The organism is Inconstantimicrobium porci, assembly GCF_009696465.1.
In the GTDB taxonomy this organism is placed as follows: Bacteria; Bacillota; Clostridia; order Clostridiales; family Clostridiaceae; genus Inconstantimicrobium; species Inconstantimicrobium porci.
On record NZ_VULX01000020.1, the window covers coordinates 1 to 12,804 of the forward strand.

General features: G+C 30.8%; 13 protein-coding genes and 2 pseudogenes. 10 read left to right on the top strand and 5 right to left on the bottom strand.

Features of this window, described 5'->3' with window-relative positions; genetic code table 11:
• Positions 1 to 236, top strand: a 236-nt coding sequence (locus FYJ33_RS11595) for a transposase (RefSeq protein ID WP_206046680.1), incomplete at its 5' end; no start/stop codon positions are given.
• 194 nt (positions 237 to 430) lie between these two features.
• Here FYJ33_RS11595 and FYJ33_RS11600 read toward each other — a convergent pair.
• On the bottom strand, positions 431 to 1,342 hold the full coding sequence (locus FYJ33_RS11600; RefSeq protein ID WP_154531891.1) for a helix-turn-helix domain-containing protein: 912 nt from the start codon (positions 1,340 to 1,342) through the stop codon (positions 431 to 433).
• A gap of 411 nt (positions 1,343 to 1,753) precedes the next feature.
• Here FYJ33_RS11600 and FYJ33_RS11605 point away from each other — a divergent pair, with 411 nt between their 5' ends.
• The 5 genes and pseudogenes from FYJ33_RS11605 to FYJ33_RS11625 all read left to right on the top strand — a co-directional run bounded on the left by FYJ33_RS11605 (position 1,754) and on the right by FYJ33_RS11625 (position 6,285).
• Positions 1,754 to 2,032 carry a hypothetical protein gene (locus FYJ33_RS11605; protein WP_206046681.1) on the top strand — a complete coding sequence of 93 codons (279 nt, stop codon included), beginning with the start codon at positions 1,754 to 1,756 and terminating at the stop codon, positions 2,030 to 2,032.
• A gap of 290 nt (positions 2,033 to 2,322) precedes the next feature.
• Positions 2,323 to 2,595 (top strand): annotated as a pseudogene (locus tag FYJ33_RS17145) (IS3 family transposase); the annotation flags it as partial.
• A gap of 465 nt (positions 2,596 to 3,060) precedes the next feature.
• Positions 3,061 to 4,356, top strand: a complete 1,296-nt coding sequence (gene eno / locus FYJ33_RS11615) for a phosphopyruvate hydratase (RefSeq protein WP_154531892.1) — start codon at positions 3,061 to 3,063, stop codon at positions 4,354 to 4,356.
• 274 nt (positions 4,357 to 4,630) lie between these two features.
• A complete protein-coding gene (locus tag FYJ33_RS11620; RefSeq protein ID WP_154531893.1) occupies positions 4,631 to 5,416 on the top strand; it encodes a ZIP family metal transporter in 786 nt (261 codons plus the stop codon).
• Positions 5,417 to 5,769: 353 nt separating this feature from the next.
• Positions 5,770 to 6,285: an AAA family ATPase gene (locus FYJ33_RS11625; RefSeq protein WP_154531894.1), complete on the top strand. Its 516-nt coding sequence runs from the start codon at positions 5,770 to 5,772 to the stop codon at positions 6,283 to 6,285.
• A gap of 211 nt (positions 6,286 to 6,496) precedes the next feature.
• Here the strand turns inward: FYJ33_RS11625 and tnpA are convergent, their stop codons facing one another.
• The 4 genes and pseudogenes from tnpA to FYJ33_RS11640 form a co-directional block, all read right to left on the bottom strand.
• Positions 6,497 to 6,853: an IS66 family insertion sequence element accessory protein TnpA gene (gene tnpA, locus FYJ33_RS11630; RefSeq protein WP_154531895.1), complete on the bottom strand. Its 357-nt coding sequence runs from the start codon at positions 6,851 to 6,853 to the stop codon at positions 6,497 to 6,499.
• A gap of 193 nt (positions 6,854 to 7,046) precedes the next feature.
• A complete protein-coding gene (locus FYJ33_RS11635; RefSeq protein ID WP_154531896.1) occupies positions 7,047 to 7,283 on the bottom strand; it encodes a hypothetical protein in 237 nt (78 codons plus the stop codon).
• A 55-nt stretch (positions 7,284 to 7,338) separates the two neighbouring features.
• Positions 7,339 to 7,461, bottom strand: a complete 123-nt coding sequence (locus FYJ33_RS16700) for a hypothetical protein (protein WP_268891464.1) — start codon at positions 7,459 to 7,461, stop codon at positions 7,339 to 7,341.
• Between the two features lie 66 nt (positions 7,462 to 7,527).
• A pseudogene (locus FYJ33_RS11640) lies at positions 7,528 to 7,950 on the bottom strand (IS66 family transposase); the annotation flags it as partial.
• Positions 7,951 to 8,098: 148 nt separating this feature from the next.
• On the opposite strand from FYJ33_RS11640, the gene FYJ33_RS11650 reads away from it, so the two are divergent.
• The 4 genes from FYJ33_RS11650 to FYJ33_RS11665 all read left to right on the top strand — a co-directional run bounded on the left by FYJ33_RS11650 (position 8,099) and on the right by FYJ33_RS11665 (position 12,663).
• Complete coding sequence (locus FYJ33_RS11650; protein ID WP_154531899.1) at positions 8,099 to 8,761, top strand: response regulator transcription factor; 663 nt, start codon at positions 8,099 to 8,101, stop codon at positions 8,759 to 8,761.
• Positions 8,758 to 9,768, top strand: coding sequence for a sensor histidine kinase (locus FYJ33_RS11655; protein WP_154531900.1), 1,011 nt, complete (start codon positions 8,758 to 8,760; stop codon positions 9,766 to 9,768). Before FYJ33_RS11650 ends, FYJ33_RS11655 begins: the two co-directional genes overlap by 4 nt.
• Positions 9,769 to 9,854: 86 nt before the next feature.
• On the top strand, positions 9,855 to 10,622 hold the full coding sequence (locus tag FYJ33_RS11660) for an ABC transporter ATP-binding protein (RefSeq protein ID WP_154531901.1): 768 nt from the start codon (positions 9,855 to 9,857) through the stop codon (positions 10,620 to 10,622).
• Positions 10,609 to 12,663 carry an FtsX-like permease family protein gene (locus FYJ33_RS11665; protein ID WP_154531902.1) on the top strand — a complete coding sequence of 685 codons (2,055 nt, stop codon included), beginning with the start codon at positions 10,609 to 10,611 and terminating at the stop codon, positions 12,661 to 12,663. Before FYJ33_RS11660 ends, FYJ33_RS11665 begins: the two co-directional genes overlap by 14 nt.
• Positions 12,664 to 12,804 lie beyond the last annotated feature (141 nt).

Consider the following 12,804-nt stretch of genomic DNA (forward strand, 5'->3'; position numbering starts at 1 on the left):
ATGTCTGTAAAAATAATAGAAGGCTTTACGCAAATGATATAAAAAAAAGAAAATCTAAAACTGGTTATGTAAGTACCAAAACAATTTATACTTGTGAAAATTGTAATAACTGCAAATTTAAAGCTAGCTGTATAAAAGGACATAATTGTAAAACACCATTGGAACAGAGGACTAAAAGTCTCGAAACATCAAAGCAATTTAATCAGAACATACAGGACGACATCTATTTAATTTAAAACAAACAGCATAAAATTATAAAAAAACTACATTTTTGATATAGTCTATTAAAGTGCGCTTATTTTTAAATAGGTGTATTTTTTATGTAGAATTTAAAAAAATGTATATGAAAGAAGGAGCTTGCCGCCAGCAGTTTTTAACTGCTAATGCGACAGCCCCTTTTACACGTTGAATATTTATATGTCTAATATGTTTATTCCTCATCCTCTACAAGTGCCTTTTTTAAAGTACCTATACTCTTCATTATCTGTATACTCTCATCAAACTGTGTCTCCGTTGACCATTTAGCATTGATGATACCTGTCAATAATTCAAGTATAGCTGTCTTTTGTTTTCTTGTAACTGATACACCATTTATAGTGTAATCATTAAGAGAAAGTAATTGTGAAATTGTTTGTTCTTTCTCTGATTCAGTAGGTTTCATATTTAATTTTGTGAAAAACTCTGCTTTATCTACTCCAAGTGCTTCTGCAAGTTGTTCAATAACAGGTATAGTAGGTCTCTGTCGTTCCCCAGATATAATCCTGTGTATGTAACTAGCTGATACCCCACTCTTCTCTTGAAGTGCTCTAAAGCTTAGTCCTCTTGATTTTCTTAACTGGTCTATCCATACTCCGAAATCATTAGGTATATTTCTATTTAGTTTAGTTCTTAGATGTTTTAATTTCTTACTTAATTCTGTATTAAGTCTATCCTTATCAAATACCTGTAAAGAATTTATGTAAGTTAAAACCTCTTCTGACTTTAATTCCTTTTCAGCGGTTGAAATCACATTCTCAAGCTTTTCTACTGGAATATTCTCGTCATTTAATACATTAAGTATCTTTTTTAATGGTTCGGCTTTAGGATTTTCGTCACTCATAACATCATTGTAAAACATATCCCACTTAGTACAGTTCTTTCCTTGTGCTTTTAGTGCATTTAATCTTACCTTAGAAATCTTTTTTCTATAATAAAATTGTAAACTTGGTTCTGAAAATTCCACATTTTTCACCGCATTATCAAACTCATCAAGTTTGTTAATATTCACCTTGCTTGGTGATTGATTTTCAAATTTACTCATTCTCTGGTCAAATTCCTGTTTGTTTAATGTTAATTCCTTCATTATTTTCCGTCTCCTTTTTTATCCGTATATAAAATACAGTCCCAATAACTTATTTTTAAAATACAACATATAAATATATTTTGTACTATATTTATATTGAATTCACATGCAAAATATGACTTTTTTTTCAAAAATAAATATGGTATTTTTATACAAGTGTGCATTATATGCAATAAATCTGAAAAGATTATATATGAATTATAGACTATTTAATAGATAATGTCTATATATATTTTAAAAAAAACGTAATTTATTAAGAATAAATAATATTTTATTAAATATAGTCAACAAAGTTTAGTGAAATTAAAAAATAATAGTGCTGACAATAAAATATGTTGACTATATAATATAGTTGTTGAGATGATTCTTCATTTTTATTGGTTATAAATCAAATATACGGAGGTTTATATAATGATGGAAATGAAAGAACAAGACATGATGAACGAGGAAGCTATTGCAAAGAAGGAAAAAGGACACAGCTCAAGAACTAGAAACAAATTAATCAAATTAGCTATTGAGGCTTGTGAACCAGAAGATAGATTCAATACATATAAGGTATGCGAAAAATTAGCTGAAATTATGGTTGAAAGATATAAGGAAAGTACTTTAACTTATCAATCAGAAAGAATGGGCTTAGATACAACTAAGAAAATGATGAAGCATATCAATATGTATTTCTATAAGATGTAATCTTGGTAATAGCAAATGGGAAAAAACATAATGGATTGGTTATAATTAATTAGACAGTAATTATTCGGTCGTGATATAATATAAAAAATTGTGAAAAAGGAGAAGAATATCATAAAGCAGGCAGCGCTGATAATGGCACGAAAATAGAAATAATATTATCTAATAAAAAAAAGTACAGTATCAGCGCAATGTGCAGAGTTTTAAATATTCCTAGAAGCTTAGTATATTATAAAAGGAAAATTAGAGTATGCAATACTAAACTTGAAAATGCAATTATTTCAATATTTAGAGAAAGTAAAAATAACATTATTGATGAAATTCTAGAAACATTTGAAATACAAAGATCTTTAAGTAAGAAAGGCTGTCCTTATGACAACGCCGTGGCGGAAGCTGGATATAAAATAATAAAAACAGAATTTGCATTCAATAGAATTTTTAATAGTTTAGAAGAACTTAAGTTAGAATTAAGAAGTTATGTATTATGGTATAACAATAAACGCATTCATAGTTCTTTAAACTATATGACTCCAGTTGAGTATAGACTTGCAAATATGACCGAATAAAAAATGTATTAAAAAGTGTTGACAATCCAAAGTCTCTACATAATTTAAATCTTGATTGTTTTGCCATAATTATATCATCTCCATAAATTAAAGATTGCCGCGATAAAATTAAGCCTGTAGTTAATATATCATATATTTTTTAATTTTAAATGAAAATCATTATCTCCTAAAAATATTTAAAATTAATAATTTAGAATATCATCTAAATTATATTCTAATATGCTGCCGGAAGATAAAACTTATATAAATGAATAATTTCTGTAAAATTCACATAAATAAAGAACTTCCATCATGCTGAATATTTAAAGTACGAAATAAGTTTAAGAAAACTTTACATTAATATAAATAAAAAACGTTATATTTTTAATGAAATTAAAATTTCAACTATATTTAGGTCTTTGCAAATAGTATTGATAATCAATTTCAATCTTGCTACAATGAACTCATCAAAAGGAGGTATGACATATGAGAAATTATTTAGAAATTGTAGATATAGTCGCAAGACAGATTTTAGATTCAAGATGTTTTCCAACTGTTGAGGTAGAAGTTCATTTAGCAGATGGCTCAATAGGAAGAGCAGCTGTACCATCAGGAGCATCAACAGGAATGTATGAAGCTGTTGAACTTAGAGATGGAGACATGGAATACTATCAAGGTAAGAGTGTATTAAAAGCAGTTAATAACGTTAACGAAGTAATATCAGGCGAATTAATTGGTTTTAATGTATTTGACCAGGTAGCAATCGATAAGAAGCTTATAGAACTTGACGGAACTAAGAATAAGTCAAAGTTAGGAGCTAACGCTATACTAGGAGTTTCACTTGCTGTAGCTAAGGCAGCAGCAAATGCTTTAGATCTTCCTTTATACAGATACATCGGAGGAGTTAACGCTAAGGTTTTACCAGTTCCAATGATGAACATATTAAACGGTGGATCACATGCAGACAACTCAGTAGATTTACAAGAATTTATGATTATGCCTGCTGGAGCTCAAACATTCAGTGATGCTTTACAGATGTGCGCTGAAGTATACCACACATTAAAGAAGATCTTAAACGAACAAGGTTATTCAACTGGTATCGGTGATGAAGGTGGATTCGCTCCAGACCTTAAGAGTAACAGAGGAGCTCTTGATGTAATCGTGAAAGCTATTGAAGTTGCTGGATACAAACCAGGAAAGGATATATTCATAGCTATAGATGCTGCTTCATCTGAATACTACAAAGATGGAAAGTATGTATTAGAACATGAAGGTAAGACTTTCACATCAGAAGAAATGGTTAAGTTCTTCGAAGACTGGGTTAACGAATATCCAATAATCTCAATTGAAGATGGTATGGCAGAAGAAGATTGGGAAGGATGGAAGTTACTTACTGAAAAGCTTGGAAAGAAAGTACAACTTGTAGGTGATGACTTATTCGTTACAAACACTGAAAGATTAGAAAAAGGTATTGAAATGGGAGTTTCTAACTCAATACTTATCAAATTAAACCAGATAGGTACATTAACTGAAACTTTAAACGCTATAGAAATGGCTAACAGAGCTGGATATACAGCAGTTGTTTCACACAGATCTGGAGAAACTGAAGATACTACAATAGCTGACTTAGTTGTTGCAGTAAACGCAGGACAAATTAAGACTGGAGCACCAGCTAGATCAGAAAGAGTTGCTAAATACAACCAATTATTAAGAATTGAGCAAGAACTAGGTGATGTTGCAGAATACAGAGGAAAAAAGGCTTACTTTAACTTAAGAAAGTAATAAAGATAATAGATCATAGAAATAGTATAACTTCAAATATTTTTTAACTTCAAATATATAAGCTTTTTTGTACACACAGCAAAGAAGCATCAATAAATTCCTTTACGATAATTATTTATATAAGAACCTCACTATATAGAATGCACACGCTATACAGTGAGGTTCTATTTTTATCATTAAAATTATAGACATAAAATCAAAAATAAAATACATATAAAATTCTAGTTGATAATGATTATCAATTATTATATAATTTAATAAAGAGGTGACGTGTATGAATAAAAATGTAGCAATAGGTTTATTAATTCCAATTTTAGGTACTTCATTAGGAGCTGCCTGTGTGTTTTTTATGAAGAATGAACTAAATGAACTTTTAAATAAAATCCTTCTTGGATTTGCAGCAGGAATAATGGTGGCAGCATCAGTTTGGTCTCTACTTATTCCATCAATAAATATGAGTGCTTACATGGGTAAGTTTGCATTTGTTCCTGCAGCAGTTGGTTTTATGGTAGGAGTAGTATTTATACTTGCCATTGATAAATTAGTTCCTCATCTTCACCAAAATGCTGACAAGCCTGAAGGTATACAAAATAGTCGTATTCAAAAAGTTACAATGCTCGTTTTAGCAGTTGTAATTCATAATATTCCAGAAGGAATGGCAGTAGGGGTAGTTTTTGCAGGTGTAATTACTAATAGTGGTATGGTTACATTGGCTGGAGCACTTGCACTTTCTATAGGTATTGCTATTCAGAACTTCCCAGAAGGCGCTATAATTTCAATGCCACTTAGAGCTGAGGGAGTTAGCAAAAGTAAATCATTTATATATGGTGTATTATCAGGAATAGTAGAACCAATAGCAGCAATACTTACAATAGTTTTCTCAAGTGTACTTGTACCTATTATGCCATCACTATTAGCATTTGCAGCAGGTGCAATGATTTATGTAGTTGTAGAAGAATTAATCCCTGAAGCATCAGTTGGAGAACATTCAAACTTAGCAACAATAGGATTCTCAGTAGGATTTGTATTAATGATGATTTTAGATGTAGCACTTGGATAAGAAGAAATTTTGATAAATGAGCTTAAATAATTTATAAAGTGATTGTATCAATAATGATTAAGATATCATTATTAGTACAATCACTTTTTTTGAATATTTATAAATTTAATATTATATGTTGAATTTCAACTTTGTAAAGTTTATGCCAAGTGAGTATGTACTAAAATATAATAGAGTTTAATGAAAGAAGAAAAAATAGAATTTATAGAATAGTTATTTAGAAATCAACTATTTTTAATGGTTCTTTTTTATACTATAAATTTAATAAACGTTATATATATTTAATATATAGTATTCTAGGAGCTCAATTTGGGGACTTAACAGATGAAAAATCAATCCTTTTAGATGAACAGATGGTTAGTGGTAGGATAGAGGATATTATTGGAGTTTGTGCTAGGACTTCAACAAAGTACAATGAAGTGTCTAAAAAAATAGTTATTTATAATGATGAAGAAGATATACAAACATCTGAAAAATATAAAAATCAAGATAGTGATAACTCTAATAATTCTGATAATCTTTTTAATGCATTTGAACCGAAGTGGAGTTTAAATGATATCTATTTAAATGAAGGATCAAAAAATAATATATTAACTGCTCTTGCTATGATTAAGTATAGAGAAAAACTTTTTAATGAGTGGAATATAAAAGGAAATAAAAACGATGGTAGAGCATTATGTTTAAACTTTTGGGGTAATCCTGGTACTGGAAAAAGTATGACTGCAGAAGGTGTGGCAAATTACCTGAATAAGAAAATACTTATAGTTAATTATCCTGAATTAGAATCCAAATATGTAGGTGAAACACCTAAAAATATAAAAAAGGTTTTCGAAAAGGCTAAAAAAGAAGATGCAGTAATTGTTTTGTAAACGGTAAATAATGCGTACCTGTACAAAAAAATAAAGCTGCCAGCGATGGCAGCTTTTATCGGTTAGTTTTTCTACATTCTTGTGGCAGTTTATCTGACCATGGTAGAAGATCATCTAAAAATTCTAGATTTTAATAGCTTTTTTCTGCTCTATAGCCAATCCCTCCATTAACCATTTAAATTGTTGAGATGAAATAGATTTTACTTCAGATTCATTTCTCGGCCGTTATCACCTTCAAAACTGTAGAAAGGAGATTTTCAGAAGTACTATTAGAAAGCTCTAATATATTATTTCCAACATGAAGAATCATGTCTGCTTTATAAGAAGGCGTATCTATTGAAGAATCAATAGGGGCGGGAAGTTGTACAAATTTTGTATTGCTCTGAATTTTAGTATCTTTCATAATATCAAATACAGTATTTCTTACTTTGCGTTGCCAATAATAAAATGACTTGCTACTAATATTATTTTCACTACACCAAGCCGTAACGGTTTTGCCGCTACTTCGGCATTCCTTTATGATAGCTGTCCATTTCATTAGACGCATTTCATGAGTACTTTTATCCATAATACAAGTACCTCCAAAAAACTAGTTTAGCCACTTTGAAAAACTATTAGTTTTTTAAAGCTTACGCTAATTATCTCAAAAAAACTAAAGTTATTCGAGGTACCTATGTTTTACCGTTTACATATCTTTTGCCTCCTTTCTTAAAAAAGTGCAAAAAAATAAGCACCTATTAAGTGCTTACTAAAAATATTTTTTAATTTAGATACCATTTATTACCACAATTTTGACAAATACAAACTGTTCTATTTTTATATTTAATATTATTAGTTCCTTTTCGTTTTCCTACTAAAAGCCACAAACCACATGTGCAAAGTATTAAGCATAATCTTCCAATACTCCATAAACAACCGGTTTTTCTTAATTTAGCTTTTCCACCTACCATTTCAGTTTGTACACTAACATTTTCACTACCACATCTTGCACATTTCACATTGACCACCCCTTTTATTGTTCAGTACAAAAATTATACAACTTATAGGATATTTTTACAATTGTTTTAATTTATTATTCCATTCTTCGATAAGTTTTAAATCTTCTTCGCTTTCTTTTTTTAGACTATATTGTTTTTGCATTTCCTTATAAAACTTACGTTGTTCTTTATCTTGCATTTTAGAGTAAACGGTAAATAATGCGTACCTGTACAAAAAAATAAAGCTGCCAAGCGATGGCAGCTTTTATCGGTTAGCTTTTCTACATTCTTGTGGCAGTTTATCTGACCATGGTAGAAGATTATCTAAAAATTCTAGATTTTTATCTTCCATATGTTTTGGTATTTCAGTAAGAAGATATTCAAATCCTTTTCCTGTTTCTGATTTAGGTAGCACAAACCTTTTATTCTTTTTTACCCACGCAAAGAAAGCCTCAACCATAGGTTTTATTGTCAACTCTCTCTGTCTTTGACGTTCCTCTGGTGGGAGCTCACTTAATGAACCTTCTATATTATAAATAGCGGCTATTTATTTTAAAGCATCATATGCAGGAGTACCCTTAGATTTTTCTTTGCCAAGTGATTTTACAACATTAGCAAATCTACGTCTTGCATGACTCCAACAACCTGCAATCTTCAAGTCTTCACGCTCATTCTCTAAAGTATGATAAACTTGGTATCCTTCTTTCTTGCCAACTTCTTACAATAAGAAGTGTCCTTAAATATGCATTATGCCCTATACGTTAATTTAACCTTTCACTTCTGTAACATTCCACCACTTTTTCCATGTTATAATTACCATAAAGGAGTTGAGCGGTATGAAGAAGATTCTTATTGTTGAGGATGACAAGATTATTTGCGAAGAGCTTAAGGAATTATTGAATAATGCAGGTTATGATGCTTGTATGCTTGAGGCGTTTAATAATGCTAAAGATAGAATACTTGAAATTAAGCCTAATCTTATTTTACTTGATATAAACATTCCCTTTTTAAATGGTGAGCTGCTGCTTAAGGACCTGAGGAAGGAATCTGATGTGCCTGTTATCATGGTAACAAGCAAGAATACTGAGGTTGATGAGGTCTTATCCATGAGTTATGGTGCTGATGATTTTATCACTAAGCCTTATAATCCTACAATCCTGCTTTTAAGGGTGGCTGCTGTACTTAAGAGATATGATAAACATAGCGACAATCTTGTGTATAGAGACATGGTGATTAATCCATCAAAAGGGACACTGGGCAGAGGTGACAATGAGGTGCTGCTTACTAAAAATGAGATGATTGTTTTTATGTATCTATTTAATCATGTGGGCAAGATAGTAACAAGAGACGAGTTGATGACAGATTTGTGGAATAATAATGAGTACATTAATGATAATGCATTAACTGTTAATGTCAGCAGGCTTCGAGGAAAGCTTAAGGATATTGGTTATGAAGATGCCATCGAGACAAGGAAAGGACAGGGGTATATTTTATTATGAAAATAGGAAGATACATTGCTGATAAAATGTACGCCTTTATCATTGGAGGTTTTTCTTACCTAGTCATACTATTGATGATGTTTGGGTTTAAGGTGGACAAGTCTTTAATTATTGCTGTGTCTATAGTCATGTTTATTTCAGCAATTCTTGTTTTAATCATTGATATTGCTAGGAAAAAGAAGTTTTATGATGAGCTGGTTTCCAATACAGAGGGACTTGATAAGAAGTATCTTGTGCTTGAAACAATTAAAAAACCTCATTTTTATGAAGGTGAGCTGCTGTATGACTCTTTATACGATATAGATAAGTCTATGGCGGAAACTGTTAATCAATATAAGATTTCCATTGATGATTTTAAAGATTATATTGAAATGTGGATTCACGAAATAAAGATTCCTATCTCAAACCTTACATTAATCATGCACAATCATTATCATGACAGCAGAGTCACAAATCAGATTAAAAGAATTGAACAGTACACAGAACAGGTACTTTACTATGTCAGAAGTGAAAATGTCCACAAGGATTATCTTATAAATAATGTGAATTTGAATAAAGTTGTGTCTAGTGTTGCTATAAACAACAAGGACAGTATTTTAGAAAATAATATAGAATTCAGCGTCAATGGCTGTGATAAGGTAGTGCTTACAGATGCAAAGTGGCTTGAATTTATCTTAAACCAGATAATGAGCAACAGCATTAAATACAAAAAGGACAAGCAGTCAAAGATAGCAATTTCTGCAGAAGAAGAGGACGATAAAATAATCCTTTCAGTACATGACAATGGTATCGGTATTAAGGAAAGTGATCTGCCAAAGGTTTTTGAAAAATCATTTACAGGCTACAATGGCAGAGTTAAGTCAAAGTCTACGGGGATGGGGCTGTACATTGCAAAGCAGCTTTGTACACAGCTTGGCCACAAGATAAAAATTGAATCTAAAATAAATGAATTTACAAAAGTCAGCATCATCTTCAAGAAGAATAATTATTATGATGTGGTGAGATAGCATTACAGAATTGTAACATTAGGTAATATTGAACAAACGACATGTAATCTCATTTCATTTATGATGTATATGAAAGGAGAGATATTATGGAAAGTATATTAAAGATTGAAAACATTGAAAAGTATTATGGAAATAAAACAAACCTTACAAAGGCGATAGATAACATTTCTTTTGAGGTTCAGAGAGGTGAATTTGTTGCGATAATGGGGGCTAGTGGTTCTGGTAAGACAACACTACTTAACTGCATTTCTACAATAGATAAAGTAACTTCAGGACACATTAGAGTTGCAGGGGAGGATATAACAAAGCTTAAAGGAAATAAACTTAACAAGTTTAGAAGAGAGGAACTTGGATTTATATTTCAGGACTTTAATCTTCTTGATACATTAACAGCATATGAAAACATAGCACTTGCACTTTCTATACAGAATGTTAGTGCTTCTACAATAGAAAAAAGAATTAAGCAGGTAGCAAATCAGCTTGATATTGAAAAGGTGCTTAATAAATATCCTTATCAGATGAGTGGTGGACAGAAGCAGAGAGTAGCATCAGCAAGAGCCCTTGTAACATCACCGAAACTTATATTAGGTGATGAACCAACAGGTGCACTTGATTCAAAGTCAGCAAAAATGCTGCTTGAAAGGTTTGAAGCTTTAAACAAGGAGTTAAAGGCAACAATACTTATGGTTACTCATGATGCTTTTTCTGCAAGCTATGCTTCAAGAGTTATTTTCATTAAGGATGGTAAGATTTTTAATGAAGTAATCAGAGGCGATTCATCAAGGAAGGTATTCTTCAATAAAATCATAGATGTGGTAACTATTTTAGGTGGTGAGTTAAATGACGCTCTTTAGTTTATCATTAAAAAATATCAGAAAGAGTATGAAGGATTATGCAATTTATTTCTTTACGCTTATCCTGGGAGTTGCCATATTCTACGTCTTTAATGCTATAGGTTCACAGACAGCAATGATGAATATTTCATCATCTAAAAGCGAAATGATGGAATTAATGAATAGTGTACTATCAGGAGTCAGCGTGTTAGTCGCTTTAATTCTTGGATTCTTGATTATTTATGCATCACGATTTTTAATTAAGCGAAGAAACAAGGAATTTGGTATTTATCTTACTTTAGGAATGAGCAAACGAAAGATATCAATGATTCTATTTTTTGAAACATTTTTTATCGGCATAATTTCTTTAGGAGTTGGCTTATTACTTGGTTTTGGCTTGTCACAGCTTATGAGTTTATTAGTTGCCAATATGTTTGAAGCTAACATGACAAGATTTAAGTTTACATTTTCTATGAATGCGTGCATCAAAACATTAATTTATTTCGGAATAATGTATTTACTAGTAATGATATTTAACACAGTTAGTGTTAACAAATGCAAATTAATTGACTTACTTTATGCAAATAGAAAGGGCGAGGTGGTTCATTTAAAAAATGCGTTACTATGTACTATTATTTTCATTATTTCATCATGTGCTTTGGGATATTCTTATTACATGGTTTCTGGAGGAGTTAAAACCATGGATACCTCTTCTAAGCTAAGTGTACCTATTGCTATAGGTGCAGTATCAACATTTTTTATCTTCTGGTCATTATCAGGACTGATATTAAAAATCTGCAAATCAAGGAAAAGATCTTATTACAGAGGACTTAACAGCTTTACACAAAGACAGATAAGCAGCAAAATCAACACAACAGTGTTTTCAATGACAATAATCTGCTTAATGTTATTTGTAACTATTTGTTCTTTAGCTACTTCACTAACACTAAAGAATTCTATGACTAAGAAAATAAAGGAATCAGCGCCTGTAGATATTGAATTAACTAAGCAGTGTAATATTAACAAAGATAAATCATATAGTTCGAAGGTTATAGATGATTCATCAAAAAGTATAATTTATACTTTAAAAAACAGTGGGTTTAATATAGATAAGAATTTTAAGGATGTTGTTGAATTTAATACTTATAAAGCAAAAAATCTTACTATAAAGAACACCTTGGGAAGTACAATAAACTCTGCGAAAAAAGAATTTCAGTTTTTAGAGGAAGATACTGCTGAACAGATTATGAAAGTTAGTGATTATAACAGAATTGCAAAATTATATAATCTTGAAACAGTGTCAGTAAGCAACGATCAATATGCAGTTGTTACTTCTTTTGATCCGTGGACAAAAATCAGAAATAATGCATTAAAGAATAAGCCTTCAATTATAATTAACAACATGAGTTATAATCCATCATATAATAAGTGTAAAAAAGGCTATGTTCATTTGGAATCAGACAGCAGTAACATTGGTATATTCGTTGTACCTGATGATGCTGTAGACGAGAGCATGAAGGATGAAAGAGTCATGATTGCTAACTATAATGCAAGTGATAAAAAAGGAAAACAAAGTATTGAAAATATCGTAAATAAGTTTAAGAAGGATAATTACAAGATTAATACTCTTACAACATTTGATTCTAAGATTCAGATAAGTGATGAGAGCGTAGGCAAAGGTGCATTAATAACTTTTATAGCAATTTATCTTGGAGTGATTTTCTTAATATCAAGTGCAGCAATTCTAGCTTTAAAAGAACTTTCTGAAAGCACTGATAATAAAGAAAGGTTTAATGTATTAAGAAAGATAGGAACAGATGAAAGAATGTTAAATCATGCTTTATTCAAGCAGATTGGAGTATTCTTTATGGCACCACTGCTTTTAGCAGTTATTCATGCTGTATTTGGAATAAAATTTGCCCTTTCATTATTCTCTACTTTTGATGCAAAGCAGTTAGCACCATCAATTATAATGGCTGCCGTTGTTTTAGCAGCGATTTATGGAGGATACTTCTTAATCACTTACTTCTGCAGTAAGAACATTATAAGAGATGATGCATAAAGCATAATGCAATTTCATCCTTTAGTCATCAAGGGGTGAAAGACATATGAAGAGATGCTGGGATGGCTTGTCCACCCACAAGTTCTCATCATAAGTCTTTTTTCTATATAGTATTCTAAATTTACTAGAAAGATATTTCAA

Coding starts and splice junctions, on each gene's coding strand:
- FYJ33_RS11600 (WP_154531891.1), bottom strand. CDS start 1,342: ATGAAGGAATTAACATTAAACAAACAGGAATTTGACCAGAGAATGAGT.
- FYJ33_RS11605 (WP_206046681.1), top strand. CDS start 1,754: ATGATGGAAATGAAAGAACAAGACATGATGAACGAGGAAGCTATTGCA.
- eno (WP_154531892.1), top strand. CDS start 3,061: ATGAGAAATTATTTAGAAATTGTAGATATAGTCGCAAGACAGATTTTA.
- FYJ33_RS11620 (WP_154531893.1), top strand. CDS start 4,631: ATGAATAAAAATGTAGCAATAGGTTTATTAATTCCAATTTTAGGTACT.
- FYJ33_RS11625 (WP_154531894.1), top strand. CDS start 5,770: ATGGTTAGTGGTAGGATAGAGGATATTATTGGAGTTTGTGCTAGGACT.
- tnpA (WP_154531895.1), bottom strand. CDS start 6,853: ATGGATAAAAGTACTCATGAAATGCGTCTAATGAAATGGACAGCTATC.
- FYJ33_RS16700 (WP_268891464.1), bottom strand. CDS start 7,461: ATGCAAGATAAAGAACAACGTAAGTTTTATAAGGAAATGCAAAAACAA.
- FYJ33_RS11650 (WP_154531899.1), top strand. CDS start 8,099: ATGAAGAAGATTCTTATTGTTGAGGATGACAAGATTATTTGCGAAGAG.
- FYJ33_RS11655 (WP_154531900.1), top strand. CDS start 8,758: ATGAAAATAGGAAGATACATTGCTGATAAAATGTACGCCTTTATCATT.
- FYJ33_RS11660 (WP_154531901.1), top strand. CDS start 9,855: ATGGAAAGTATATTAAAGATTGAAAACATTGAAAAGTATTATGGAAAT.
- FYJ33_RS11665 (WP_154531902.1), top strand. CDS start 10,609: ATGACGCTCTTTAGTTTATCATTAAAAAATATCAGAAAGAGTATGAAG.